Here is a 24931-nt window from a genome sequence, read left to right on the forward strand (position 1 = left end):
ATGACGCAGGCCCGAATGCAAGCGAGCCAATCCCGATGAGGAAACCACTGACTGGAGAGCCGTGTGCGGGAAAACTGCACGCACGGTTCGGAGGGAGGGGAGGCCTTGGCCTTTCCTACCCCTATCAGGGGGCATGTCCTGCAACTTGATCGCGACGGGGCCGTCGCTCCCACAAAGGGCATGCCCTGCATTGTGTAGGAGCCCCGCCCTCGGGGCGATGGTGCGTTGTCTGCGAGACTTGATCGCGACGGGGGCGTCGATCCTACAGGGGGTATGCCCTGCAACTTGATCGCGACGGGGGCGTCGAGCCCACAAAGGGCATGTCCTGCATTTTGTGGGAGCCCCGCCCTCGGGGCGATGGTGCGTGGTCTGCGAGGGTTTTCGCGACGGGGGCGTCGCTCCTACAGGGGGCATGCCCTGCAACTTGATCGCGACGGGGGCGTCGCGCCTACAGGCAGACGCAGGTTAACAGGCGGTTGCAGCTTGGGCGGCAATGCCTTGCAGTTGGGCAGCCGTCAGGCGGTTGCCGTGTTGGCTGACCACGGCTGCGGCGGCGCGGTTGGCCAGGGCGGCGGCTTGCGCCGGGCTTTGGCCGTGGGTGATGCCGTACAAAAAGGCCCCGGCAAACATGTCGCCTGCGCCGTTGGTGTCCACCGCTTGGGTGGGCACGGCGGCCACTTCGATGCGCTGAGCGCCTTGCACCACGATGCAGCCCTTGGGGCCCCGTGTCAGGCAGACCGTGCTGGCCAAAGCCGATAGCTGGGTGATGATGGCGTCCAGATCGGTCGTGCCGCACCAGGTTTGTGCTTCTTCTTCGTTGGCAAACAAATAATCCAGGCCATTGCCGATCATGGCTTCCAGGCCAGGGCGGCAGAAGTTGATCATGCTCACATCGCTGAGGGTCAGCGCGGTTTGCACCTTGTGCTCGATGGCGATTTGGCGGCCTTTGACGGCGGCTTCGAGGCCTGTGGGCGAGGCGGCCAGGTAGCCTTCCATGTAATAAATCTTGGACTTGGCGATGTCTTGGGGGTGCAGGGCGCTGGCGTCCAGTTGCGAGGTGGCACCGAGGAAGGTGCACATGCTGCGCTCGGCATCGGGCGTGACCAGCACCATGCAGCTGCCGGTCTGGCCTTCTTGGGCGGCGGTGTGGCTCAGGTTGGTGGCCACGCCGTTGGCTTGCAGGTCCTGGCTGTAAAAAGCGCCAAGTTCATCGTCTGCCACGCGGCACGAATAAAACGCTTGGCCGCCCAGCTGGGCCAGCGCCACCAGGGTGTTCCCGGCCGAGCCGCCGCCGGTGCGGCGGGCGTGCAGGCCTTGCACATGGGTGAGCAGTTCGGCGCGTTGGGCGGTGTCGATCAGGGTCATGTGGCGCTTGCTCACGCCCATGGTCTGCAGCAAGGCGTCAGAGACTTCGTATTCGGTATCGACCAGGGCGTTGCCGATGGCGTAGAGGTGGTAGTGGGGCATGGCCAGTATGAAGATTCAAAACCATCGAGTTTAGCGGGGACTCACATCAAACCCTGCTCGGCCATGGACAAGGCCTGGCCTTGCCCCACGATGATGTGGTCCAGCACGCGCACATCCACCAAGGCCAGCGAGGCCTTGAGGGTCTGGGTCAGGTGTTCGTCGGCGCGGCTGGGTTGTACCGATCCGCTGGGGTGGTTGTGCGACAGCACCACGGCCGCCGCCTGATGGTGCAGGGCGCGCATGACCACTTCGCGGGGATAGACCGAGGTCTGGCTGAGCGTGCCTCGAAAAAGCTCTTCCATGGCCAGCATGCGGTTTTGGCTGTCCAAAAACAACACCGCAAAAACTTCGTGGTTTTTGTGCGCCAGCTGCAGCTGCAGGTATTGTTTGACAGCGCCGGGCGTGTGAAAAGCCTCGCGTTCCTTCAGGCGCTGGCTCAGTGCACGGCGGGCCATCTCGAACACAGCCAGCAGCTCGGCCTGCTTGGCAGGCCCAAGACCCTTGACCTGTTGTAGCGATGGCACGGTGGCATTGAGCAAGCCCGCAATGCCATCTGAGCCCAACAGCTCTTCGGACAGCTGAAACACGTTTTTACCCGCCATGCCGGTGCGCAGCAAAATGGCCAACAGTTCCACATCGCTCAGCGCCTGAGGGCCTCTGGCCAGCAGTTTTTCGCGCGGACGCGCATCGAGTGGCAAGTCTTTGATGCTCATTTGAACGCCCCTCCCCGGAGCTGCCTGGGGTCCTGCTTGCCCCTTTTTGTCCCTGAGGTCAGGCAGGTTGGTCAAGCTTTTTACAATAGTGCCTTCTTTATGCCTGTTTCACCGCTTTGGCGGCATTCCAGAAAACCCTTATGTCCATTGTCGAACCCGGTTCCTTTTTGACCCTTCACTACCGCCTGGCCGGGCCGCAGGGGGACATCATCAACACTTTCAACGAAAAACCGGCGACTTTGTCCCTAGGTTCGGGCACCTTGTCACCCGCGTTGGAGCAGCGCTTGTTGGGCCTGGCCGAAGGGACCCGGGCGGTCATGGACATCCCGGCGGGTGAAGCTTTTGGCGACCACATCGCCGAGATGCAGCAATGGGTGGCCCGCAAGCTCTTGAACGAACTGGGTGACCCGACCGAAAAATACGCGTCAGGCGATGTGGTGCAGTTCCCCACGCCCGATGGGCTCGGCTCATACGCCGGGACTGTGCTGCAAGTGAACGAAGAGGGTGCGGTCTTGTTTGACTTCAACCACCCGCTGGCCGGTCAGCCTGTGACCTTTGAAGTCGAACTGATTGGGGTGCTGTGATGACATCTGAAGTGCTGTTGGCCGAGCCGCGTGGCTTTTGCGCCGGGGTGGACCGGGCGATCGACATCGTGGAGCACGCGCTCACCAAGTTTGGCCGCCCCATTTATGTGCGCCACGAGATCGTGCACAACACCTATGTGGTCAATGACCTGAAGGAAAAAGGCGCGATTTTCATCGAAGAGCTGGCCGATGTGCCGCCTGGGGCCACGCTGATTTTCAGCGCACATGGCGTGAGCCTGGCCATTCAGGATGAGGCCGAGCGGCGCGGCTTTCGCATTTTTGACGCCACCTGCCCGCTGGTGAGCAAGGTGCATGTGGAGCTGGCCAAGCTGCACAAAGAAGGCTACGAATTCATCATGATCGGCCACAAGGGCCACCCCGAGGTGGAAGGCACCATGGGCCAGCTCGACAGCGGCATCCATTTGGTGGAAGACGTGGAAGATGTGGCCAAGGTGCAGCCTGCCCAGACGGATTTGCTGGCGGTGGTCACGCAGACCACACTCAGCGTGGACGATGCGGCCGAGATTGTGGCGGCCGTGAAAGCGCGTTTTCCGCAAGTGCGCGAACCCAAACAACAAGACATTTGCTACGCCACCCAAAACCGGCAAGACGCAGTCAAGTTGATGAGCCCGCTGGTGGATGTGGTGATCGTGGTGGGCAGCCCCACCAGCTCCAACAGCAACCGCCTGCGCGAACTCGCCGACCGCCTGGGCACGCCCGCCTACATGGTGGACAGCGCGGCCGATTTGCAAGAGGCCTGGTTTGAAGGATCGCAAAAGGTGGGCCTGACGGCCGGTGCCTCGGCGCCGGATGTGCTGGTACAAGAGGTGATTGCCCGTTTGCGCGCCATGGGCGCGGTATCGGTGCGCACCTTGGATGGGATCCAAGAAACCATCAAATTTCCCTTGCCCAAAGGCTTGAAGCTCGATTGACCCAGCGGCCTGCCCCCACGGGCTGATCTCGTTGGGGGTGTGGGGGTCACTACAATCAGGCCATGCTTGATATTGTTCTACTCCGCAAAGATCTGGACGCTGCCGTGGCGCGTCTGCAGACCCGTAAAACCCCCCAGCCTTTTCTGAACGTCGAGGCCTTCCGCGCTTTGGAGGGCGAGCGTAAAACGCTGCAAACCCGCACCGAAGAGCTGCAAAGCCAGCGCAACAGCCTGTCCAAGCAAATTGGCATGCTCAAGGGCAAAGGCCAGCACGCCGAGGCCGATGCGGTCATGGCCCAGGTGGGGGAGATCAAAGACGAGCTGGACGCTTCTGCCCAGCGCTTGGAAGTGATCCAGGCCGAATTGCAGACCCTGCTGTTGGCGGTGCCCAATTTGCCGCACGAGTCGGTGCCTGTCGGCGCGGGCGAAGAAGGCAACGTCGAGGTGCGCCGCTGGGGCACGGTGCGCAGCTTTGACTTTGAGCTCAAGGACCATGTGGACATCGGCGGCCCACTGGGTCTGGACTTTGAGACCGGCACCAAACTGACAGGCTCGCGCTTCACCTTCATGCGTGGCCCGGTGGCCCGTTTGCACCGGGCGCTGGCCCAGTTCATGTTGGATGTGCAAACGCAAGAGCACGGCTACACCGAGTGCTACACCCCTTACATCGTGAACGCCGACACGCTGCGCGGCACGGGCCAGTTGCCCAAGTTCGAAGCCGATTTGTTTGCCGCCAACAAGGGCGGCCAAGAGGGTGAAGAAAGCCAGGCGCTGTACCTTATCCCCACTTCAGAGGTGACGCTGACCAACGTGGTGCGTGACGAGGTGCTGGCCGAAGCCGATTTGCCGATCAAACTCACGGCACACACCCCGTGCTTCCGGTCCGAGGCGGGCAGCGGCGGGCGTGATGTGCGTGGCCTGATCCGCCAACACCAGTTTGACAAAGTGGAGATGGTGCAGATCGTGCACCCCGAGCACAGCTACGAAGCGCTCGAAGCGATGACCGGCCACGCCGAAGCCATTTTGCAAAAGCTGGGCCTGCCCTACCGCGTGATGAGCCTGTGCACCGGCGACATGGGCTTTGGCGCGAGCAAGACCTATGACCTGGAGGTCTGGGTGCCCGCGCAAAACACTTACCGCGAGATCAGCTCGGTGTCCAACTGCGAGGCCTTCCAGGCCCGCCGCCTGCAAGCACGTTTCAAAAATGCCCAAGGCAAGAACGAACTGGTGCACACCCTGAACGGCTCGGGCCTGGCTGTGGGCCGTGCGCTGGTGGCTGTGCTTGAGAACTACCAAAACGCCGACGGCTCGGTCACTGTGCCCGAAGTGCTGCGACCTTACATGGGCGGTTTGAAGACCTTGATTGCCTGATAGAATATCGGCTTCGACAAACGAAACCGAATCCGGAGAGGTGGCAGAGTGGTCGAATGTACCTGACTCGAAATCAGGCGTAGGGGCGACCCTACCGAGGGTTCGAATCCCTCCCTCTCCGCCAAAACAAAACCCGCAGTTGATTTCAACTGCGGGTTTTTTTTGGTAATTCCCGCCAACTTTTGGGGTCCGCTTCCATGAAATTGTTCACGCTGACCGCAGCGCTCTTTGTGTGCCTGACCCTGCAGGGCTGCACTGTATTGGCCATTGCAGACGTGGCGGCCTCTACCGTGGTGTATGGCGTGAAGACCGTGGTCAATGTGGTGGACGCGGTCACGCCCGACATCGTCAACAAAAAGAAAAAAGACTAAGACAGTAGCGCTGCAGAAGGCGATCACGGCATGGCGAATGAGCCCCGTGAGGTTGAGAGGTCAAGCTTGGCGGTGCTCTGCCAGGTCGTTCCAGACGTCTTGGCGTGTGATCAAACCGTCTTGAACCTCGAACCGGTCGATGAAACGGATGCCGGCAAAAGCTTCGCCATTGAGCCAACTGCCCTGCAAGGTGCCATGGCAAAACACCACCGTGACATCGCCTTGCCAACTTTCTTCGATGCGCTCGTATTGTTTGGCAATGTGGCTGTAACGTGACTGCGCCCAAGTCACCAGCTCTGCCAAGGCGTGCATGACCACGCCGCCGGGAAAGCACATTTGAAAGTCGGGGTGCAAAAAAGATTGCGCCGCTTGCAGATCCCGATTTTGCATGGCCAGCAAAAATTCATTGACCAGATCCGAGGCCACCGGATGCGGGGCACGGCCACCACTGAACACCTTGCCGTCGCGTCGGTAGGTGCTGACCTCGTTGATGAACACAGTGGTGCCGGCCTCGGGCGTGGCGATGACCGAGCGCACCGCATTGGCCACACGGTTGACCATGCGGTGCTGCGTGTCCGGGTCATAGCCGGGCAGCAGCGTGATGGAGACGACAGGCATGCGGGTAAAAGCCTTGTGGAAGGGTTTTAAATGCCCAGCCAGCCGTTGGTTCGGGCGAAGTGCAGGGCTTGTGTGCGGCTGTTGACGCCCAAACGACGGAACAGACGCCAGAAGTGCACCTTGACGGTGTGCTCGCTGATTTCGAGTTTGTCGGCAATGTCGCGGTTGGACAGGCCCTGGTCCAGCATCAAAATCAACTGTTTTTGACGCTTGGAGAGCTTGGTCGGGCCTGAAGGGGTAGCTGCATCTTCGATGGCGGCATCTTCATCGCTGACCAGCAGGGTGCGCAAAGCTGCAATGATTTGCGTGGGGCTGTTGGATTTTTCGATGAAGGCATCGGCACCGGCTTCCATGCAGCGTTCTTCGAACTCGCTGGCGCTGGAGCTGGTGATGACGGCCAAGGGCACGTTTGGAAATTTCGCCTTCAGAACCTGAACGCCCGAAATGCCCAAGGTGTCGGGCAATTGCAGGTCAAGGCAGAAGAGTTCGGCTTGGCCGTTCTTCTCCACTGTGGACTCGACCACGTTCAACTTCTGGACAGGGATGATTTTCAGACCAGGTTTGACTCGGTGGACCAACATGGTCAGGGCATCCCGCATCAAAGGGTGATCGTCAATGACGTAGACAGTCATGATTAAGTTAACTCCACACTAAACTGAAAACATAAGGGTAACAGTTTTTTGGGATTATTTGTAAAATTTTGTTGAAAACAACAAAATCAGTGCAATATATTTTTTAATTGATTTACAAAATACGTAAATTTTCGACAATTTGTGCCCGAATTTCGGAAGAAATCGGTTCCAGGGTGTGGCTCAAAGCCGACAGGCCTTCTGCGCCCATCGCCTGAAGTTGGGCAATGGTTTGCCCTGCTGCTTTGGGTGAGTCAAAGCCCAGGCTTTGCAGCAGGACTTGGCCTTTGGCGTCGACGAACTTGAAGTAAAAAAGTCCGTCTTTGTCGCGGTATTGTTTGAAGCTGGGCTGAGCCACCTTGGTGTCGGCGGGTGCGGCGGTGGCGGCGCTTGAAGCCAAGGAGCGCAGGCCCACCGCATGGCGCAACTCGCGCATGAAGGGCGTGGCCAATTGGCGGGCCTTGTCGGCACCGGCCAACAAAATTTGGTCCATTTGGGCGGGGTTGTTGATGAGTGCCTGGTATTGCTCGCGCATGGGGGTGATTTCGCGGTCAATCCGTTCAAACAGCATTTGTTTGGCATCACCCCAGCCGATGCCGTCGGCATAGGCTTGGGCCAATGCAGCGGTTTCTTCGGCGCTGGCAAAGGCCTGGTAAATCTGGAACAGGGCCGAGCCTTCGGTGGTCTTGGGCTCGCCCGGGGCTTTGGAGTCGGTCACGATGGCCGCGATCTGTTTGCGCATCTGGGCAGCTGGCGCAAACAGTGGAATGGTGTTGTCGTAGCTTTTGCTCATCTTGCGGCCGTCGAGGCCGGGCAGCAGGGCCACGGACTCTTCGATGACGGCTTCGGGCAGCACGAAGTGTTCCCCATACAGGTGGTTGAAGCTCGAGGCCATGTCACGCGCCATCTCGATGTGCTGGATTTGATCGCGGCCCACAGGCACTTTGTGTGCCTTGAACATCAAAATATCCGCCCCCATCAGCACCGGGTACATGAACAGGCCTGCGGTCACATCGGCATCGGTGTCCTTGCCCGCTTCGTGGTTTTTGTCCACCGACGCTTTGTAGGCGTGAGCGCGGTTGAGCAGGCCTTTGCCCGTGACACAGGTCAGCAACCAGGTGAGTTCAGGAATTTCGGGGATGTCGGACTGGCGGTAAAAGGTGACTTTTTCGGGGTCCAGCCCCGAGGCGATCCAGCTGGCAGCGATCTCCAGTGTAGAGCGCTGAATGCGGGCGGGTTCATCGCATTTGATGAGGGCGTGGTAGTCGGCCAAAAAGTAAAAGCCATCGGTGCTGGCGTCGCGGCTCGCTTGCACGGTGGGCCGGATGGCGCCCACGTAGTTGCCCAAGTGGGGCGTGCCTGTGGTGGTGATGCCGGTGAGAACGCGGGTTCGGGTCTTGGAAGTCATGGAAAAAGCAAACAATCAAAAACGAATGAAAAATCAGCGCAACAAGGCGGCCAAGGGGCTCAGGGTGAGTTTGATCAAGTCAAAGGTCACGCCCATCAGGGGTTGCATCCACCAGGCGCTGATGAGGCCCGTGAGCACCAAGGCCATGACGATGAAAAAGCCCCAAGGCTCGACCCGCGAAAACATCACCGCCTGACGCCAAGGCAGCAGTCCCACCACAATACGGCCACCGTCCAAAGGCGGCAGTGGAAAAAGGTTGAAAGCAAACATCACCACATTGGTCAACATGCCGGCTTTGCACATTTCGAGGAAAAAACGCTCTGAAACGCCACTACCGGCCAAGACGTAAAGCAGCACCCCCCACATCAAGGCTTGCACCAGATTGGAGCCCGGACCGGCCAAAGCCACCCAGACCATGTCGCGTTTGGGGTTGTGCAGTCGGTCAAACCGCACCGGCACCGGCTTGGCGTAACCGAACAAAAAAGCGCCACTGGTGCTGAAGTACAGCAACAGCGGCAGCAAGATGGTGCCCATCAGGTCGATGTGGACCAGCGGGTTGAGGGTGACACGGCCCAGCATGGCTGCGGTGTTGTCCCCCAAGCGCAAAGCCGCGTAGCCATGCGCGGCTTCGTGCAAGGTGATGGCGAAGATCACGGGCAGGGCATAAATCAGGACAGTTTGGATGAGGTCGTACATGTTCACCCCCTGATTGTCTCAGACCCTATGGTGCCAGGCCACGCAAGGGGTCAAGGCATGCCCGAGGCTCAGTCGCGTTCAGCCAAAAACCGTTCCACCAGCAAGGACCAGTAAGCCGAGCCGATGGCCACGTTTTGGTCATTGAAATCGTAGCCGGGGTTGTGCACCATGCAGACCCCGTGGCCATCGCCAGTCCCGTCACCGTTGCCAATGAGCAAATAGCTGCCGGGCACCTCTTCGAGCATGAAGGCGAAGTCTTCGCTGCCGGTCAGGGCGCGACCTTGGCGCGTGACCTTGTCTGCACCGACCAGTTCCTCGCCGACATCTCGGGCAAAGTCGGTTTCTTTCAAGTGGTTCACCAGCACCGGGTAGCCCCGCTTGTAATCGATGTGGGCTTTCACGCCGTAGCTCTGCGCTTGGGCATGGACCAGCTCGGTGATGCGTTGCTCCAGCAAGATGCGCACTTCACGGTTGAGCGAACGCACACTCAGTTTGAGTGTGGCGTGTTGCGGAATCACGTTGTTGGCCACCCCCGCATTGAAGGCCCCCACGGTGATGATGGCCATTTCTTGCGGGTCGATGTTGCGGGCCACGATGCTTTGCAGGCCCATGACAATGGCCGAGCCAGCCACCACCGGGTCGGCTGCGCGGTGGGGCACAGCGCCGTGGCCGCCTGTGCCTTCGATGGTGATGGTCACGTTGTCCGAAGACGCCATGGCCGATCCATCGCGAAACACCAGCTGGCCTTGAGGGTGGCCGGGCATGTTGTGCATGCCAAAAACGGCATCGCATGGAAACTGGGTGAACAGGCCGTCTTCCATCATCTTTTTGGCACCGCCCAGGCCTTCTTCGGCCGGCTGGAAAATCAGATTGACCGTGCCCGAGAAGACGCCTTTTTGCGCGATGTGCTTGGCCGCTGCCAGCAGCATGGCCGTGTGCCCGTCGTGGCCACAGGCGTGCATGATGCCCACATTGCAGCTGGCATAGGGCAGGCCCGTGGCCTCGTCAATGGGCAGGGCGTCCATGTCGGCACGGATGCCGATGCTTTTGCTGCCCGTGCCCTTTTTGATCTGACCCACCACGCCCGTACCGCCCAGGCCGCGTGTCACCTCGTAGCCCCAGGCCGTCAACTGCTCGGCCACCAGATCGCTGGTGCGGTACTCCTTGTAGCCCATCTCCGGGTGCTTGTGGATGTCACGGCGCACCGCGATGAATTCATCCGCTTGGGCATGTAAGGCGTGCAGTTTGTCGTGCAGAAAAGCGTCGCTGGGAGCGTTCATGAAAGGCCTCTTGGGGGAGTGGATCACTGGGCTTGCAGATTAATCGATTTGGCAATGGCGCGGTAGCGCTCGATGTCGCCAAGGTAAATGCGGGCCAGCTCGGCGGGTGTGCGCGAAGGCAGCACCACATTGCCGCTGGCTTCCAGGGCCTTGCGGGTTTCGGGCACTTCAGCGGCTGCATAAAAGGCCTTGTTCAGGGTGTTGACGACCGCGTCCGAGGTGTTTTTGTGCACCTGCACACCTGCCCAGATGTCAAAGTCCATGGTTTCCAACCCTTTCATGGCGGCCATGGCCGGGAACTGCTTGAACAGCGGGTGTGGGGTTTTGGCCGTGACCGCCAGACCCTGGATTTTTCCGTCGATGAGGGTTTGAGGAATGGAGCCGGCCATGGGCAAGAAAGCCATGTCGATTTGCCCGCCCATCAAATCGGTGATCAAAGGGGCAATGCCTTTGTAGGGCACATGCAGCATCTCTACCTTGGTCAACTGCGAGAACTTCTCGCCCACCAGGTGGTACAGCGAACCCGGGCCCACACTGCCATAGCTCAGGGGCTTGTTGGCGTTCTTGCGGGCCAGTGCCAGCAGATCGTCCACGGTCTTGACGTTGAGCGAGTTGCGCACGGCCAAGATGGTCGTGGTGGTGGCAAATTGCGCCACCAGTTTGAAGTCTTCAGATTTGTACTTCACACCTTGAATGGCCATGGGGGCCAGCACCAGCTCCATGGGGCTGCCCAGGCTCAAGGTGTAGCCATCAGCCGGTGCATTGACCAATTTGGCCATGCCAATCGCGCCGCCTGCGCCGCCGATGTTCTCGATGATCATGGTTTGGCCCAATTTGGCCGCAGCATCGGGCTGCACCTTGCGGGCAAAAAAGTCCGAGGGGCCACCTGCCGGGTAAGGCACGATCAGGTTGATCGTTTTGGCGGGATAGGTTTGCGCGAGGGCGGGGCTGAGAGCGCTGGCGGCCACGAGCAGGCTGCCGAGAAGGGTTTTAACGTTCATGTTGTCTCCTGAAGGTTGGGGTTCTGTATGGCTGAAATGACCATCCGACGGATCGTAAAAATGAAAAACTAATGTGTCCAATGACTTATTTTTCTGATTTTGATGCGTAAAATGAATACATGAACCTCAGGCACCTTGAGCATTGGCTGGCACTGGCCGAAACCGGCTCCTTCAGCCGCGCGGCCGAAAAACTGCACATCACCCAGTCGGCCTTGAGCCGCAGCATCCAGGCGCTGGAGGATGACCTGGGCGGGATGCTGGTGGACCGGATCGGCAAAAAAAACGAGCTCACGCCCCTGGGCCGCTCGGTGTTAGGGCGGGCGCGGCGCATCGTGCATGAAGCCCAAGAGCTCCAAGAAGGTGCTGCATTGCTTCAGCAAGGTGGCTTGGGTGCATTGCGTGTGGGCTTGGGTTCGGGTCCCGGGGCGATGCTGATGACGCCCTGGTTGGTCTACATGGCCAAGAACCACCCAACGGTACAGGTCACGGTTTCACGCGGGTCGACCGAGTTGCAACTGGCCCAGTTGCGTGAGCGGCAGCTCGATGCCTTGGTGGTGGACGTGCGCCGGGTGGAGGCCGCGCCAGACCTGAAAATGACGCATGTGGTGGAGATGCGAGCCGGCTTTGTGTGCCGCCATGGACACCCGCTGCTCAGCCTTCATCCCACTGGTGTGCCCTTCGACGCTTTGTTGGCTTACCCCATCGCCTCCATCCCCTTGTCGCAAGAAGTGGCCCGATTGCTGGTGGACCACTATGGGCCGAAGGCCAATCCGGCACAAATGACCACCTTGCAGTGCGAGGACATCGCCAGCTTGCTCGATGTGGTGGGGCAAACCGATGCGATTTACCTGGGCATCGTGGGGGCTGCGCGAGAGGGCATGGCTCAAGGCCGTTTGGTCGAACTGGGCATGTGCACGCCCCTCCAAGGGCAGGCTCGACTGGCCCTTATCACCTTGATGGGACGAACCGAGTTGCCCGTCATGTCCGTTTTTCGCGACTTTGTGCAGCAGCATTTGACCGATTGACATCAAAAAAGGAAGCAGGATGCAAGAGTGGCTTTACCCCATGGGGGTGGTTTTACTGGGTTACACCGTGCTGGGACTGACGGGATTTGGCTCTGCGCTGGTCATCGTGCCGCTGCTGGCTTGGCAGTGGCCATTGCCACAGGTGGTGGCACTGACTTTGCTGATGGATGTGCCCGCTTCGGCGTTTCACAGTGGGCTGAACTGGCGGCAGGTGCAGTGGCGTGAGTTGGGGCGTTTGGTGCCCGGGCTGGTGCTGGGCACCTTGCTGGGCTTGTGGCTCATGCCGCATTTGCAGGCCCGTTGGCCACTGTTGCTGTTGGGTTTGTATGTGGCGGCTGTGGGCGTCAATGCTTTGCGCCCAGCTGCCAAGCGCACAGGGTTGCCCGCACCCCGCTGGGCTTATCCGGTGGGCACGGCCATTGGCTTGGTGGAAATGCTGTTTGGCACCGCGGGGCCGCTCGTGGTGGCCTGGCTGAGCCGCCGTGTGGCCGATGTGCAGCAAATGCGTGCCAGCACGCCCATGATCATCACCGTGGCCGCCAGCACGGTGTTGGTGGGCATGGGCTGGGAGGGGCGTTTGAGCAGTGACGTGCTCTGGCAACGCTGGCTGGTGCTGATGGGTATGGCCTTGTGTGGCGTCTGGCTGGGCCACCGTGTGGCCCACCGGGTGCCGGTGGCGCGGTTGCGCCAGATCATTTGCGGCCTGTTGGTCGTCAGCGGCTTGATGCTGACGCTGCGGGCTTTGTCATAACGGTTGTGCAGGTCGGCGCTTCAGCGCCGACGATGCAGGTCCACGGGTGCACGTTCACGGCTGCATGTTCACGGCTGCATGTTGTAGAAGTTCAAGCTCCGACTTAACGATGAATCCACAAAAAAGGGAGCCCATGGCTCCCTTTTTTTTGAACGCGCAGAGGGTTTACATCAACAGATGTTCGCCAGCGTTGTCGCCACCCAATGTCACGTAGTTCACCTTGCGGATGTCCATCAGCTTGGTGCCACCCGCGTAGCTGATCGAGCTTTGCACGTCCTGCTCCATCTCGATGAGGGTGTTGGCCAGTTTGCCCTTGATCGGCTCCAAAATGCGCTTGCCTTCGACGTGCTTGTACTCGCCCTTGTTGAAGTCAGATGCCGAGCCGTAGTACTCCTTGAACATCTCGCCATCGACTTCCACGGTCTTGCCGGGTGACTCTTCGTGACCCGCAAACAGCGAGCCGATCATGACCATGCTCGCGCCAAAGCGGATGCTCTTGGCGATGTCGCCGTGGCTGCGGATGCCGCCGTCGGCAATGATGGGCTTGGTCGCCACGCGGGCGCACCACTTGAGCGCCGACAACTGCCAGCCGCCCGTGCCAAAACCCGTCTTGAGCTTGGTGATGCAGACCTTGCCCGGGCCCACGCCCACTTTGGTCGCGTCAGCGCCCCAGTTTTCCAGGTCGATCACGGCTTCGGGCGTGGCCACGTTGCCTGCGATCACAAAGCTCGTGGGCAGTTTGGCCTTGATGTAGCCAATCATGTCGCGCACGCTGTCGGCATGGCCGTGGGCGATGTCGATGGTGATGTACTCGGGCACCAAATTTTCGGCAGCCAGCTGGTCCACCGTGGCGCGGTCGGGGGCTTTGACGCCCAATGAGATCGAGGCGTAAACACCTTTGGCGTGCATGTCGCGCACGAACTGGACGTTGTCCAGGTCAAAGCGGTGCATGACGTAGAAGTAATCGTTTTGCGCCATCCACAGGCAGATGGACTCGTCCACCACCGTTTTCATGTTGGCAGGCACCACCGGCAGGCGGAACTTGCGGCCACCCAGCTCGACGCCCGCGTCGCACTCGGAACGGCTTTCCACGCGGCACTTGCGTGGCAAAAGCAGGATGTTGTCGTAATCAAAAATTTCCATGAGAAAACCAAGCTCCAAAAAAGGATTCGTTGAAAGAACGAGTGAGCGCTTGGCCTGGCCGGTTTTTTGGCCCTTGGCATGAACCCGTTGCAGGTTCAGGGCAAAAAAAACCGGGCGCAAGAATCTTGGGCCCGGTGGCTGATTCTACTCGTTTCAAGGGTGTCTGAATTGACAACATGCCCATGGCGGGTGAGAAACTTCAATCCCAAGCGACCGGCTCAGTGGCGCTGTTTTTTGAACCGGTGCAAGGCAAAAAATGGATTTATTTCAGCGGATAGGCCCAGTTGATGACTGGCGGCGTCAGGGGTTGGCTGAGTTCAGCGCTGCCATTGTTTTGCACCGGCACATTGCGGATGTTTTGCACCGTGGTGTTCAGCCCCGAAATCACACGCCCAAACACCGCATAGCCACCTGAGCTGTCGTTCAAAAAGGTGTTGTCCACGGTGTTGATGAAAAATTCGCGGGTGGCACTGTTGAGCACATTGGTTCTGGCCATGGCGAGCGTGCCCACGGTGTTGCTCAGCCCGGTCTTTTGGGTGGTTTCCAGTTCAATCGGGTCGTAGAGGGTGCCTTTTTTGGCGTTGGCAGAGCTGATGGGCACGCCCGTGAAACCTCCCCCCTGGATCATGAAGTTGGAGATGACGCGGTGAAACACGGTCTGACTGAAATAACCGTCGTTGACGTATTTGAGAAAGTTGGCGCTGGTGATAGGCGCTTTGGAAGACTCCAGCGCCACGACCATTTCTCCCAAGCTGGTGGAGATGCAGACGGTGGGCAAGTTGACGGTTTGTGAGGCGGTTACCCCTTCATTGGAGCAGGCCCCCGTGACGCGGTTGAAGGCCGAACTGACGTTGTTGACGCTGTCTTTGGCCCATGCGAAATAAGGAGTTGGTGTGGCAGGGGTGGCCACACTTTGGCTGGCCGATGCGGTGAAACAAGCGTCGCTGGCCAGAGGTGCCGTGGCATTGGTTTTCAAGCAATAGCCTGTGACCCGCAAATCGTCGTTGGCCGATACCGTGAGGGTGAGCTGCCCATTGCTGGGGGCCGACACATTGACGGCTGAGATGACCGGGGCAGTCGTGTCGGTATAAAAAGGACCTTCGACCATGAACAGGGCGCTGACGTTGTTGGCCGCATCTTTGGCCCAGATGTATTGTTTGTTTTTGGCTGTCGGATCTGCAATGGCTTTGGAGCCGGAAGCCGTGAAGCAACTGTTCGAGGCCGCCGGTGCAGAAGACTCTGTTTTGAAGCAATAGGCGGTCACACCGACCGCATCGCTGGCCTCTGCCGTGAGCGTGACTTGGCCATTGACAAGGGGGCCGATGCTGACCTTGGAGACAAGGGGGGATGTGGTGTCTGGCGCAGAACTGCCGCCGCCGCATGCAGCCAAGAGCAAGGAAAAGGACGATGCCAAGAGTGCAGATAAAAATTTCATTTTCAACACTTTAAGTTTAAAAATGTTGAAATTTTAACCCTCGACAATGCTTGCTTGCATGCTCTTTCACCCTGATGCTGGCCATGACGCCCATCGGGTGGCTAGGCGGTGGCGCTGTTAAGCCTTGGTGTCCGGCAGCACCGGTTTGGTGGCCAGCATGAAAGACAGCGAACCCAGGGCCGCCAGCAGAGCCAGCAAAGAGAAGCCCAGTTCGTAATTGCCGGTCAGGTCGGCCAGCACGCCTGCGATCATGGGACCGGCAATTTGCCCCATGGCAATGATGGCGGCCGACAGGCCCAGGATCAGGCCAATCGCATTGCGCCCAAAGTAGTCGGCCCGAATGGCTTGCATGAACGGGCCACGCAGCCCCCAAGCGATGCCATGGAACACCCCAAACGCCACCAGCATGGCCATGTGGGAGCCGTAGGTCAGGCACAGCATGCCCGCCCCATGGGCCAGCATGCACAGCGCAGCCACTTTCCTTTTTTCGAACCAGTCACCCATGCTGGCCCCCATCAATACCCCGACCAGTTGGCCAAATGTCATGATCAAAATCACCCAACTGGCCGTGGCCACCGAATAGCCCAAGCCCTCTTTCATGTGGGTGATGGCGTGCACATTGACCGCCGAAACCACCAAAAGCGCCAAACCATGCCCAATGGCCAACATCCAAAAAGCCCTGGTTCTTAAGGCTTGGGCGACAGTGAATTCAATGGCGGGTGCTGGGGCATGGGTGCCATTGGCCCGCTCGGCGGCGCGTTGGGCAGGGTCAATCCCGTCGATGTGTTCGCCATGGTCTTCAGGGCGTCTGCGGATGATGCTGGCCATGGGCAAACCCGTCAGCAAGACCAGCACGCCTGACCCCGCCGCTGTGGCCCGCCAGCCCCACAGTTGCATGGACCACGCCATCAAAGGCACGACCAAGCCGCCCATGGCCAGCCCCAGGCTCATGATGGACAGAGCGCGGGCGCGGAATTTTTCGAACCACTGCACCAGCGCCACAGACAGCGGAAAGTACCCCCCCAAACTGGCACCTATGGCCATCAGGATGGCACTGAGGTAGAAGGTGGTGACGGTGTTGACTTGGCTGAGCAACAACAGGCCCGCACTGAACATGACCATGCCCACCCGGATCATTTTTTGCGGCCCAAAGCGGTCCATGACCCAGCCCAGAACCGGCCCGATGATGGCCGCCTCGACCGACTGCAAGGCCGCTGCGCCCGACAACGTGGTTTTGCTCCAGCCCATTTCGTCGGACAAGACAGCAATATAAAGACCCAGCGCTTGTGTGAGAAACGCAGCCAGCAAAAACTGAATACCGCAGGATGCCCCCACCATCCGCCAGCCATAAAAAACCTTCATGCCGCCTCCTTTTTGTCGTCCCAAACCAGACGGCCAGTGGGCGGTGTCGGCGTGGTCTGGGCGAGTGATGTCATGGGAGCGCGGTCAGGCGGAGGGTTCTTTGAGCAGCCTGCATCGTGGCATGCTCGGGCCGCGCCATGTGTCTCAAAGCGGACGACATCCAGCCATCATGATTCTGCTGCGCAAGCTCCGCATCAAAAAATCAGAACGTGGCTGCCAATATGCACCCACACTCAATGCTGATAAATTTCTTTTTTGTGGACCGTACGCCATTCGGGGCTGGCCATGACACCGTTGAAAAAGGCACGTAACCACTCGTGATTCAGGGGGTCGTTCGAGATTTGAATGGCGGAATTCAATTTTCCTTGAAGTCTCAATGCCAAATCAGTGATGTTGGTTGAGAAGATGACCGATATGTACTTTTCAGATGAGTCAATAAAATTATTCAAATCCAAAATAATGGCAATTTGCTGGGCAACAGGCATGCTGGTTTGGATGATCAATATGTCGGGTATTTTTTGAGAAAAAGACAAATAAGTTTCTGCAATGGATTTTTTAATGTTGAATTCCATGATTTCTTGCCATTGCACCCCAATGCTCTTGAGTTCATTGGCCATCAAAGTGTCTTCAAGCATAAAACTGATGGACGGAAGGGGCTTGGGTTTTGATGAGGATTCGATGGGTTTTTTGAGTTTTTTTTGATACTTTCGAATCGATTCCATGTCAATTCGGCGATGCCCACCTTGGGTTTTCCAGCCAATTAATTCTTGGTTATCTACCAAAAGTTTGACCGAGGTAATCGATAAGCCCAGTATTTCAGACGCTTTTCCCGTGCCAATCGTGTAATTTTTAATTTTTTGATTGCCGTTGTTTATCATTTCTTGGTATTTTGTAAATAACATTTTAATTGACTTTAATTTAAAAATTCATGATGGATGAAAAGCAATGGGAAGTGTTTCACCAGACGGCATCGGCAGACATAAGGCAGTGGTGTGTGGCATCTTCATCAAACACTCAGTACATCCAGGCGATGCTGCCTTTGGAAAGCCAAGTCCACATCAGCGAAGGCAGCAGCACCAAACTGACCACCCACAACAAAGCGAGCCAGGCTTGCTTGGGGTTGCGGATGTAAGGAACTTTGTTCAGATGCCGACAATGCGGGCACTTGGACAAGCGGTTTTTTCCCAATGCCCAAGGTTGAAATACATTGGCCGTCTCGCAACCTTTGCAGATGTAAGAGTGACGAGGTTGATTGAGTGATTTCATGAATTTCAGCTTTAATAATGAATATTTTGATTATTAAAAATGATGCTTGAAATGATTGTTAATAGATAAGATGTTAAAAAATAGTTATATCATTTGTGAAAATTGATTTTCTATTTGGGTACACGTTTTTACGTCCATGACTCCGGTCTATTCTTGAAAAAGCCATTTTCAGATGTTCAAATGAAGTTTTGAAGCAGCAAATTCAATTAAATCATTCGAAATTTGCGTTTTCTTTCATTTCCTTGCAGGCCAAATCCCGAACTTGACGCAGATGATCGCCTCATCAGAAGGCCAGTCAGCCATTGCGCAGGCAAGCGGTGTCAATGGGCCAAGTTGGAGACGATCAAAACCAGAAGCCGACGGACATGGACCTTGGCCACGTCCAGACCCTCGGCGTGTGACTTTGGAGTCAGCTTGCAGACGCGATGTGCATTGAATGTGACGATTTTCAGAGCCACGGATGCCAATTTCTTGCAGAGGCTTGCACCTTGATTCAACTAAGATGAAAAAATGTTGAAAACGCCAAAAATGTTTTTTGTGGCCCTTGCCATTTGGCTTTGTGCAGGGATGGCCGTGGCGAAGGACCTCGTGGTGGATCGCGCCACTTTTGAAGACACCACGGGCGTGATGGGGCTGTCTCAAGTCCAGGAGGGCACATTCACACCGGCCTTGAAAGTCATCAACGAGGGCTACAGCCGTTCTGCTGTTTGGGTCCGGCTGAAGGTGGATGTTCCCGCAGGATCGGGCCCATTGGCGGTGCGCATACGGCCAACACTGCTGGACAGTGCGACGCTTTACTACCCTGCCGCCGCAGGGAGTGAGCCTGAACTGGCCATCGACGTGAGTGCAAGGTCAGCGCAAAAAGACACCAGGATTGAACTCCCACCGGGTTTGAACACCGTTTATCTGCGTGCCAAGTCCATTGGTGTTTTGCTGATCAAGACAGAAGTGCTGACTCACGACGCGGCCATCGAGCAAGACCTTCAAGAGGCCTTGGAGTTGGGCGCTGTTTTGTCCATTTATTCGGTCATGTCCTTGGTGATGCTGGGGCTGGTATGGATTCGCAGAGACGGTCTGACGGTGTTTATATTCATTCACCTGCTCGTTTGTGTGGTCTTGTATTTTTTTCTGTTCGGGTTTATCGATCATTTGATCACGGCGGACTGGTTACACGGGAAAACAGCCACCCGGCTGACCATCATCCTCAATGTATTGAGCTTTCTCCTGTTCATGCAGTCTGCGCAGGGCCATTTCGGCTGGATGCGCTTGCAGAAATGGACACGATGTGTTGCGGCGAGTTTTGCGTGTGTGGTCGTTTTGTTTTTTGTGGCCGATCGGCATCTGGTTTTGAAATGGAATGCCTTGTTTGGATCGATGGTGATCATTGCGCTGATGTGTATTTTTTTAATACTCACATTGGACATTTATAAAAATAAAACGCTTTCAGTGAGCACCCGTCTGATCACAGGCCTTTTGGTCATTTCCTTCTTTCTGTTTGTTTGCCGATCCATGCTGGAGGTGGTGGGTGTCATCGAAGGTGGTGAGTTCTTGTTGAGGAGTCCGGACTGGCGGGGGGTATTCATCCCGCTGGCGATTCTTGGGATTCAGTTGCAACGCGACCGTTCACAATCTCAACAACTGCTGCAACAGCAGATTGAAAAGGCCGTCTCAGAAGCGCAAATGCAAGAGCAAAGCAAGCGCTTGGCCACGCAAGCGCAGTTTTTGGCGATGTTGATGCATGAGGTCAAAACGCCGCTTTCCATCATTCAGTTTGCCGTTGCTTCGATGTTGCGCAACAGACCGCCCAGCAGCGCAGACGCACAACGCTTGGACAACATTGCTCGGGCTGCAGACGACTTGAACTTCATCATTGACCAATGCATGGAAGCCGAAAAAGTTGAACAAAGCGATGTTCCTGCCAAGAAGACACCGGTGTCGCTGAGCAGTTTGATCTCAGAGATGAAGCAGATCCCAGGGTATGAGCGCGTCACCTTGATCGGTTTTGACCGAATCATGGTTTTGACCGATTTTCAGTACGCCCGAATCATTCTGAGCAACCTGGTCACCAATGCGCTCAAGTATTCATGGCCTGAGAGTTCGGTGCAATTGACGGTTGAGCCCGTTCATCTGGGCAGCACTTCTGGAATGAACTTGAGGGTCTCCAACACCATTGGCAGCGCGGGTCGACCCGATCCACTTCAGGTGTTTACCCGCTACTACCGAGCCGAAGGTGCTAAAAAACAAATGGGTGCAGGCTTGGGCCTCTGGCTGGCCCATCAACTGGCCACCAAACTGGGTACCGAGTTGCGCTGCACCTGTGATGATGAATGGGTGCATTTTGAATTCACGTTGGAGCGGTCATGATGTCATCCACCCAAGCAAAACCGGCTGTACTGCTGGTTGAAGACAATTACCGACTGAGCGAAGAGCTCAAGCTTTACCTGAGTGAGGAAGGCTTTGATGTGCGGTGTGCAGATTGCGGCGAGGCGATGGATCAGGCGCTCAAAAAACGCACCGCCGATGTTTTGATACTGGACCTGAACTTGCCCGAAGAAGATGGCATCAGCATTGTCAAGCGCATTCACACCAGTTTGCCTGCGGTGCGCATTTTGATATTGACGGCACGCACCATGAGTTCGGACAAAGTGATGGGCTATGAAAGCGGTGCCGACGTTTACATGACCAAGCCGGCCAGACCCGCCGAGCTGGCCGCAGCGCTCAGGAATTTGTATGGCCGAATGGCACCCACGCCAGCGCAAGATCGGTGGGTTTTGAACACGAAGATGATGACGCTGCAATTCAACAAATTGCCCCCCATTGCCTTGACGTACATGGAAAACGAGATTTTGAAGATTTTGGCGCTGAACCAAGGCAGTGTTCACAGCGAAACCATCCAAACTTTGCTGCTCGATGATAGCTTGGACGGCGAGGAAGGCAGCGCCAGATTCAAGTTCCGCTTGGAGGTCTTGATCAGCCGTTTGCGTGCCAAGCTCAAGCCGCACATTGGTGAAATCAATCCCATCAAGTCTGTGCGCGGCAAGGGTTACCAAATCAGCTTCGAGCTGCAAATTCAGTGAACTGGGCCTGTTTCGGCACATCAGGGTGCGATTTTTAGAAGGAGCCAACCTCTGTGGGCGATGGGCGTGGCACACGCCCTCAACTTCGCCCCGCAAGCCAGTGCAGCCCATCAAAGCCAAGTCTCAGCAGCGCCCCAACCAAAGTCCCGATGATGCGGATGAACTGCAAGTCGCGGCCCACGCAGCGCTCCAGTTCATCAACCAGCTGCTGGTCGCCCCAGGCCTTGTAATGCGCGTTCGGATGCATGGCCAAGCGGGTGTTTTCTGAGGCCAAATCGGCCATCAGCCGCGCCTTCACATCCATCCAGACGGTGCCCAGAAAATCGCGCACTTGGGGCGACTGAAGCAGCCTGTCTTTGATGTCATTGAAATCGTTTTGCAAACCTTCGTCGTTGCCCAGCCCTCGGCCAGAGCCAAGAGGATGATGGCGGCGAGGAGAAGGCGCGGGGTGAGGGGGCGTGATGGGGGCTTGTGATCGTGGCGAGATGGTGGTTGAATTTTGAAGGGTGCATGATGGCGTGCGAAATGAATGCAATATTTATTGGGGGTACAATAATTCAGTGCTCATCGTGGATGCCCGTCTGGTTGTATTGGTTTGGACACCGCGCGGCGAGGTGCGCCGCATCATCAGCATGAGGAAAGCCAATGACCGCGAAAAAACGCTCTACGCCAGTTACCTGGAATGACCCAGACGATGCGCCGGAATTGACGGCAGCATTTTTCAAATCTGCCGACCTGTACGAGGGCACCCAACTCAAAACGCGTGGCCGCCCCAAAGCAGTCACAACCAAGGAAGCGGTCAAGCTGCGCCTGGATGCCGATGTGCTGGCTGCTCTGCGTGCCAGCGGGGAAGGTTGGCAGACACGCATCAACGACACCTTGCGGGCAGCGCTGAGTTTGGCGGGGCGGGTTTGATCTGGGATCAGCGCTTCTCTAACAGTCCCACATCAGCATCGCGTACCACCTGCTCCCCGTGCAGCGCCTCCAGCCGCTTGATGATGAAATGGCCCTTCGCCGTGTCTTGGTAGAAGACCATGAACATCGTGTTGATGGCGGCCCCTGCGACCGCGCCCAAAACGGGAACCGCTTGGGCGGCCACTTTCTCGGTGATCACGATGCCAAATCGGCTGGCGATGATAGCGTTCTATCCAGCCCACACTTTCCAGCACGCCACCACGCGGTGCATGGCCGCTTTTGAGCTCTCGCGCCCATTTCCAGGTGTTCATCAAGCCCAGCGGCCCGTATGGGAGGTGACCACGTATGTGGGGTGCAAGATAGATAAATGGTTGATGTCGTTTGTTTCGGCCAACACGTCAAGCGAACTTCCTACAATCGACAGATGCTGTCTGAATTTTCCCCGAACACTTCTTCCCCCTTGCTCGCCCAGCTCAACGATGAGCAATACCGTGCCGTGGCCTTGCCACCCGAGCACGCGCTGATTTTGGCGGGGGCCGGTTCGGGCAAGACGCGCGTGCTGACCACGCGCATTGCCTGGCTTTTGCAGACCTCGCAGGTTTCACCCGGCGGCATTTTGGCGGTGACCTTCACCAACAAGGCCGCCAAAGAGATGAAGCTGCGCCTGCAGGCCATGTTGCCGGTCAATGTGAACGCGATGTGGATTGGCACTTTCCATGGTCTGTGCAACCGGTTTTTGCGGGCGCATTACCAGTTGGCGGGCTTGCCGCAGACGTTTCAGATTTTGGACACACAAGACCAGCTGTCGGCCATCAAGCGCCTGTGCAAGCAATTCAATGTGGACGAAGACCGCTTCCCCCCGAAGCAGGTGCAGTATTTCATTTCCGGTTGCAAAGAGGACGGCCAGCGCCCGAATGACGTCCCGGTGCGCGACGACGAGACCCGCCGCAAGGTGGAGCTGTACCAGCTGTACGAAGAACAGTGCCAGCGCGAAGGTGTGGTGGATTTTGGCGAGCTGATGCTGCGCTCGTATGAGTTGCTGCGTGACAACGTGCATGTGCGCGAGCATTACCGCCGCCGTTTTCGCCACATCCTGGTGGATGAGTTTCAGGACACCAACAAGCTGCAATACGCCTGGCTCAAGCAGCTGGCGGGTTTGCCGGGCGAGGGTGGTGAATGTGCCATCTTGGCCGTGGGCGACGACGACCAGAGCATTTACGCCTTTCGCGGAGCCCGTGTGGGCAATATGGCCGACTTTGTGCGCGAGTTCCAGGTGCAGCACCAGATCAAGTTGGAGCAAAACTACCGCAGCTTCAGCAACATCCTCGACTCGGCCAACCAGCTGATCAGCCACAACAAAACCCGTTTGGGCAAAACCCTGCGCACAGACCAGGGTGCGGGCGAGCCGGTGCGGGTGGTCGAATCGCCGTCTGACTTTGCCGAGGCGCAGTGGCTGGTGGAAGAGCTGCGCCAATTGGTCAAACAAGACGGTTTTGAGCGCAAGGAAGTGGCGCTGCTGTACCGCAGCAACGCCCAAAGCCGGGTGCTGGAAACCGCGCTGTTCAATGCCGGTTTCCCTTACAGGGTGTATGGCGGTTTGCGCTTTTTTGAGCGTGCAGAGATCAAGCACGCGCTGGCCTATTTGCGCCTGATGGAGAACCCCAACGACGACACCAGCTTTTTGCGGGTGGTCAACTTTCCGCCGCGCGGCATTGGCGCACGTTCCATTGAGCAGCTGCAAGACGCGGCCCGCGCCGCAGGCTGTTCGCTGCATGACGCGGTGAGTGCCACCACCGGCAAGGCAGGGGCCAATCTGGCCGCCTTTGTGGCCATGGTCGATGTGCTGCGCGAGCAGACTGAAGGGCTCACGCTGCGCGAGATCATCGACTTGGTGCTGGACAAGACTGGTTTGGTCAACCACTACCGCGCCGAAAAAGAAGGCGCGGACCGGGTGGAGAACTTGGAAGAACTGGTCAACGCCGCCGAGAGCTTTGTGACCCAAGAGGGCTTTGGCCGCAGTGCGGTGGCCTTGCCACAAGGCTTGTCGCAAAGTCCCGCCAGTCAGGGTTTGAGTGGCGATGCGCCAGCAGCCACGGACGAATTCATCGAAGACGGTGTGATCATGAGCCCCTTGGCGGCCTTTCTCACCCATGCGTCGCTTGAAGCGGGCGACAACCAGGCGCAAGCGGGCGAAGACGCGGTGCAACTCATGACCGTGCACGCCAGCAAGGGCTTGGAGTTTGACGCGGTGTTCATCACAGGACTCGAAGAAGGTCTGTTCCCGCACGAAAACGCCATGAACGACTTTGACGGCTTGGAAGAAGAGCGCCGCCTGATGTATGTGGCCATCACCCGTGCCCGCAAGCGCCTGTACCTGAGCCATTCGCAAACCCGCATGCTGCATGGCCAGACCCGCTACAACCTCAAAAGCCGCTTTCTGGAGGAGTTGCCTGAAGAGTGCCTGAAGTGGGTGACCCCCAAAAATGGTGGCTTCTCTAACCTGGGCAGCGCGGGGGGCGGGGGATCTGGCACCTCGGGCGGCGGCTGGCCACAAACCCCGGCTTTTAACCGCCACGCCCGGCCGGCCTGGGGCCAAAGCAGCTTGAGCACCGAAACCTACAAAAGCCCCCCCGTTCCGGTGCAAAAAGCCGCACCCGAGCATGGCATCGTGGCGGGTAAAAATGTGTTCCACACCAAGTTCGGCGAGGGCAAGGTCTTGGCTGTGGAGGGGGTGGGTGTCGATGCCCGTGCCCAGGTCAACTTTCTACGCCATGGTGTGAAATGGCTGGCGCTGAGCGTGGCCAAACTCACGGTGGTGTGAACCGATGCCCGGTGCTGTCCGAGGGCCTGTGGGGTTCCAGGACGCGACTTTTTGTTGAAACTCAAGG

The 24931-nt window shown here is 57.7% G+C and carries 25 protein-coding genes and 1 tRNA gene; 11 read left to right on the forward strand and 15 right to left on the reverse strand.

Going from position 1 to position 24931, the window contains the following annotated elements; genetic code table 11:
- Positions 1 to 465 precede the first annotated feature (465 nt).
- Together B9Z48_RS20560 and radC are read right to left on the reverse strand one after the other, a co-directional pair.
- Positions 466 to 1467, reverse strand: coding sequence for an adenosine kinase (locus tag B9Z48_RS20560; protein ID WP_108380478.1), 1002 nt, complete (start codon positions 1465 to 1467; stop codon positions 466 to 468).
- A 41-nt stretch (positions 1468 to 1508) separates the two neighbouring features.
- Positions 1509 to 2180: a DNA repair protein RadC gene (gene radC, locus B9Z48_RS20565; RefSeq protein ID WP_089952744.1), complete on the reverse strand. Its 672-nt coding sequence runs from the start codon at positions 2178 to 2180 to the stop codon at positions 1509 to 1511.
- A gap of 140 nt (positions 2181 to 2320) precedes the next feature.
- On the opposite strand from radC, the gene B9Z48_RS20570 reads away from it, so the two are divergent.
- The 5 genes from B9Z48_RS20570 to B9Z48_RS21605 all read left to right on the forward strand — a co-directional run bounded on the left by B9Z48_RS20570 (position 2321) and on the right by B9Z48_RS21605 (position 5437).
- A complete protein-coding gene (locus B9Z48_RS20570; RefSeq protein WP_108380479.1) occupies positions 2321 to 2764 on the forward strand; it encodes a peptidylprolyl isomerase in 444 nt (147 codons plus the stop codon).
- Positions 2764 to 3696 (forward strand): 4-hydroxy-3-methylbut-2-enyl diphosphate reductase, encoded by a 933-nt coding sequence (gene ispH / locus B9Z48_RS20575; RefSeq protein ID WP_108380480.1) that lies wholly within the window; start codon positions 2764 to 2766, stop codon positions 3694 to 3696. Before B9Z48_RS20570 ends, ispH begins: the two co-directional genes overlap by 1 nt.
- A gap of 62 nt (positions 3697 to 3758) precedes the next feature.
- Positions 3759 to 5066 carry a serine--tRNA ligase gene (gene serS, locus B9Z48_RS20580; RefSeq protein WP_108380481.1) on the forward strand — a complete coding sequence of 436 codons (1308 nt, stop codon included), beginning with the start codon at positions 3759 to 3761 and terminating at the stop codon, positions 5064 to 5066.
- Positions 5067 to 5100: 34 nt separating this feature from the next.
- Positions 5101 to 5190, forward strand: a tRNA-Ser gene (locus B9Z48_RS20585).
- Positions 5191 to 5263: 73 nt separating this feature from the next.
- A complete protein-coding gene (locus B9Z48_RS21605; RefSeq protein WP_158273329.1) occupies positions 5264 to 5437 on the forward strand; it encodes a hypothetical protein in 174 nt (57 codons plus the stop codon).
- A 60-nt stretch (positions 5438 to 5497) separates the two neighbouring features.
- Here B9Z48_RS21605 and B9Z48_RS20590 read toward each other — a convergent pair whose 3' ends face one another.
- The 6 genes from B9Z48_RS20590 to B9Z48_RS20615 all read right to left on the reverse strand — a co-directional run bounded on the left by B9Z48_RS20590 (position 5498) and on the right by B9Z48_RS20615 (position 11069).
- Positions 5498 to 6055, reverse strand: coding sequence for a nuclear transport factor 2 family protein (locus tag B9Z48_RS20590; protein ID WP_108380482.1), 558 nt, complete (start codon positions 6053 to 6055; stop codon positions 5498 to 5500).
- Positions 6056 to 6081: 26 nt separating this feature from the next.
- Positions 6082 to 6687, reverse strand: a complete 606-nt coding sequence (locus B9Z48_RS20595; RefSeq protein ID WP_089952736.1) for a response regulator transcription factor — start codon at positions 6685 to 6687, stop codon at positions 6082 to 6084.
- Between the two features lie 112 nt (positions 6688 to 6799).
- Positions 6800 to 8092, reverse strand: a complete 1293-nt coding sequence (locus B9Z48_RS20600) for a tryptophan--tRNA ligase (RefSeq protein WP_108380506.1) — start codon at positions 8090 to 8092, stop codon at positions 6800 to 6802.
- A gap of 33 nt (positions 8093 to 8125) precedes the next feature.
- Positions 8126 to 8788, reverse strand: a complete 663-nt coding sequence (locus B9Z48_RS20605; protein WP_304438323.1) for a site-2 protease family protein — start codon at positions 8786 to 8788, stop codon at positions 8126 to 8128.
- Between the two features lie 68 nt (positions 8789 to 8856).
- A complete protein-coding gene (locus B9Z48_RS20610; protein ID WP_108380483.1) occupies positions 8857 to 10068 on the reverse strand; it encodes a M20 aminoacylase family protein in 1212 nt (403 codons plus the stop codon).
- 23 nt (positions 10069 to 10091) lie between these two features.
- The gene (locus B9Z48_RS20615; protein WP_108380484.1) at positions 10092 to 11069 is read right to left on the reverse strand and encodes a tripartite tricarboxylate transporter substrate binding protein; all 978 of its coding nucleotides are present in this window, start codon (positions 11067 to 11069) and stop codon (positions 10092 to 10094) included.
- A 119-nt stretch (positions 11070 to 11188) separates the two neighbouring features.
- On the opposite strand from B9Z48_RS20615, the gene B9Z48_RS20620 reads away from it, so the two are divergent.
- A complete protein-coding gene (locus tag B9Z48_RS20620) occupies positions 11189 to 12094 on the forward strand; it encodes a LysR family transcriptional regulator (protein WP_108380485.1) in 906 nt (301 codons plus the stop codon).
- A 19-nt stretch (positions 12095 to 12113) separates the two neighbouring features.
- A complete protein-coding gene (locus B9Z48_RS20625) occupies positions 12114 to 12845 on the forward strand; it encodes a sulfite exporter TauE/SafE family protein (protein ID WP_108380486.1) in 732 nt (243 codons plus the stop codon).
- A gap of 165 nt (positions 12846 to 13010) precedes the next feature.
- Here the strand turns inward: B9Z48_RS20625 and B9Z48_RS20630 are convergent, their stop codons facing one another.
- The 5 genes from B9Z48_RS20630 to B9Z48_RS20650 all read right to left on the reverse strand — a co-directional run bounded on the left by B9Z48_RS20630 (position 13011) and on the right by B9Z48_RS20650 (position 18051).
- Complete coding sequence (locus B9Z48_RS20630; protein WP_089953547.1) at positions 13011 to 13988, reverse strand: GMP reductase; 978 nt, start codon at positions 13986 to 13988, stop codon at positions 13011 to 13013.
- Positions 13989 to 14250: 262 nt separating this feature from the next.
- Complete coding sequence (locus tag B9Z48_RS20635; RefSeq protein WP_199233563.1) at positions 14251 to 15423, reverse strand: peptidylprolyl isomerase; 1173 nt, start codon at positions 15421 to 15423, stop codon at positions 14251 to 14253.
- Between the two features lie 117 nt (positions 15424 to 15540).
- Positions 15541 to 16785 carry an MFS transporter gene (locus B9Z48_RS20640; protein ID WP_108380487.1) on the reverse strand — a complete coding sequence of 415 codons (1245 nt, stop codon included), beginning with the start codon at positions 16783 to 16785 and terminating at the stop codon, positions 15541 to 15543.
- A 233-nt stretch (positions 16786 to 17018) separates the two neighbouring features.
- Positions 17019 to 17687, reverse strand: coding sequence for a hypothetical protein (locus B9Z48_RS20645; protein WP_146186345.1), 669 nt, complete (start codon positions 17685 to 17687; stop codon positions 17019 to 17021).
- Positions 17688 to 17799: 112 nt separating this feature from the next.
- Entirely contained in the window at positions 17800 to 18051 is a 252-nt protein-coding gene (locus B9Z48_RS20650; protein WP_089952717.1) for a hypothetical protein, read from the reverse strand.
- A 573-nt stretch (positions 18052 to 18624) separates the two neighbouring features.
- Here B9Z48_RS20650 and B9Z48_RS20655 point away from each other — a divergent pair.
- Both B9Z48_RS20655 and B9Z48_RS20660 read left to right on the forward strand, forming a co-directional pair.
- Complete coding sequence (locus B9Z48_RS20655) at positions 18625 to 20415, forward strand: 7TM-DISM domain-containing protein (protein WP_158273330.1); 1791 nt, start codon at positions 18625 to 18627, stop codon at positions 20413 to 20415.
- The gene (locus tag B9Z48_RS20660) at positions 20412 to 21128 is read left to right on the forward strand and encodes a response regulator transcription factor (protein WP_108380489.1); all 717 of its coding nucleotides are present in this window, start codon (positions 20412 to 20414) and stop codon (positions 21126 to 21128) included. The genes B9Z48_RS20655 and B9Z48_RS20660 overlap by 4 nt, the downstream gene beginning before the upstream one ends.
- Before the next feature lie 79 nt (positions 21129 to 21207).
- Here the strand turns inward: B9Z48_RS20660 and B9Z48_RS20665 are convergent, their stop codons facing one another.
- Positions 21208 to 21510, reverse strand: a complete 303-nt coding sequence (locus tag B9Z48_RS20665) for a hypothetical protein (RefSeq protein ID WP_108380490.1) — start codon at positions 21508 to 21510, stop codon at positions 21208 to 21210.
- 263 nt (positions 21511 to 21773) lie between these two features.
- Here B9Z48_RS20665 and B9Z48_RS20675 point away from each other — a divergent pair, with 263 nt between their 5' ends.
- Entirely contained in the window at positions 21774 to 22043 is a 270-nt protein-coding gene (locus B9Z48_RS20675; RefSeq protein ID WP_108380492.1) for a BrnA antitoxin family protein, read from the forward strand.
- A gap of 7 nt (positions 22044 to 22050) precedes the next feature.
- On the opposite strand, the gene B9Z48_RS21705 is transcribed toward B9Z48_RS20675, so the two are convergent.
- Positions 22051 to 22242: an EcsC family protein gene (locus tag B9Z48_RS21705; RefSeq protein WP_199233564.1), complete on the reverse strand. Its 192-nt coding sequence runs from the start codon at positions 22240 to 22242 to the stop codon at positions 22051 to 22053.
- Between the two features lie 225 nt (positions 22243 to 22467).
- Between B9Z48_RS21705 and B9Z48_RS20685 the strand changes: the two genes are divergently transcribed.
- On the forward strand, positions 22468 to 24864 hold the full coding sequence (locus B9Z48_RS20685) for a UvrD-helicase domain-containing protein (RefSeq protein WP_108380493.1): 2397 nt from the start codon (positions 22468 to 22470) through the stop codon (positions 24862 to 24864).
- Positions 24865 to 24931 lie beyond the last annotated feature (67 nt).

It is taken from the genome of Limnohabitans sp. WS1, assembly GCF_003063265.1.
Taxonomy (GTDB): Bacteria; Pseudomonadota; Gammaproteobacteria; order Burkholderiales; family Burkholderiaceae_C; genus Limnohabitans_A.

Coding starts and splice junctions, on each gene's coding strand:
- B9Z48_RS20560 (WP_108380478.1), bottom strand. CDS start 1,467: ATGCCCCACTACCACCTCTACGCCATCGGCAACGCCCTGGTCGATACC.
- radC (WP_089952744.1), bottom strand. CDS start 2,180: ATGAGCATCAAAGACTTGCCACTCGATGCGCGTCCGCGCGAAAAACTG.
- B9Z48_RS20570 (WP_108380479.1), top strand. CDS start 2,321: ATGTCCATTGTCGAACCCGGTTCCTTTTTGACCCTTCACTACCGCCTG.
- ispH (WP_108380480.1), top strand. CDS start 2,764: ATGACATCTGAAGTGCTGTTGGCCGAGCCGCGTGGCTTTTGCGCCGGG.
- serS (WP_108380481.1), top strand. CDS start 3,759: ATGCTTGATATTGTTCTACTCCGCAAAGATCTGGACGCTGCCGTGGCG.
- B9Z48_RS21605 (WP_158273329.1), top strand. CDS start 5,264: ATGAAATTGTTCACGCTGACCGCAGCGCTCTTTGTGTGCCTGACCCTG.
- B9Z48_RS20590 (WP_108380482.1), bottom strand. CDS start 6,055: ATGCCTGTCGTCTCCATCACGCTGCTGCCCGGCTATGACCCGGACACG.
- B9Z48_RS20595 (WP_089952736.1), bottom strand. CDS start 6,687: ATGACTGTCTACGTCATTGACGATCACCCTTTGATGCGGGATGCCCTG.
- B9Z48_RS20600 (WP_108380506.1), bottom strand. CDS start 8,092: ATGACTTCCAAGACCCGAACCCGCGTTCTCACCGGCATCACCACCACA.
- B9Z48_RS20605 (WP_304438323.1), bottom strand. CDS start 8,788: ATGTACGACCTCATCCAAACTGTCCTGATTTATGCCCTGCCCGTGATC.
- B9Z48_RS20610 (WP_108380483.1), bottom strand. CDS start 10,068: ATGAACGCTCCCAGCGACGCTTTTCTGCACGACAAACTGCACGCCTTA.
- B9Z48_RS20615 (WP_108380484.1), bottom strand. CDS start 11,069: ATGAACGTTAAAACCCTTCTCGGCAGCCTGCTCGTGGCCGCCAGCGCT.
- B9Z48_RS20620 (WP_108380485.1), top strand. CDS start 11,189: ATGAACCTCAGGCACCTTGAGCATTGGCTGGCACTGGCCGAAACCGGC.
- B9Z48_RS20625 (WP_108380486.1), top strand. CDS start 12,114: ATGCAAGAGTGGCTTTACCCCATGGGGGTGGTTTTACTGGGTTACACC.
- B9Z48_RS20630 (WP_089953547.1), bottom strand. CDS start 13,988: ATGGAAATTTTTGATTACGACAACATCCTGCTTTTGCCACGCAAGTGC.
- B9Z48_RS20635 (WP_199233563.1), bottom strand. CDS start 15,423: ATGAAATTTTTATCTGCACTCTTGGCATCGTCCTTTTCCTTGCTCTTG.
- B9Z48_RS20640 (WP_108380487.1), bottom strand. CDS start 16,785: ATGAAGGTTTTTTATGGCTGGCGGATGGTGGGGGCATCCTGCGGTATT.
- B9Z48_RS20645 (WP_146186345.1), bottom strand. CDS start 17,687: ATGTTATTTACAAAATACCAAGAAATGATAAACAACGGCAATCAAAAA.
- B9Z48_RS20650 (WP_089952717.1), bottom strand. CDS start 18,051: ATGAAATCACTCAATCAACCTCGTCACTCTTACATCTGCAAAGGTTGC.
- B9Z48_RS20660 (WP_108380489.1), top strand. CDS start 20,412: ATGATGTCATCCACCCAAGCAAAACCGGCTGTACTGCTGGTTGAAGAC.
- B9Z48_RS20675 (WP_108380492.1), top strand. CDS start 21,774: ATGACCGCGAAAAAACGCTCTACGCCAGTTACCTGGAATGACCCAGAC.
- B9Z48_RS20685 (WP_108380493.1), top strand. CDS start 22,468: ATGCTGTCTGAATTTTCCCCGAACACTTCTTCCCCCTTGCTCGCCCAG.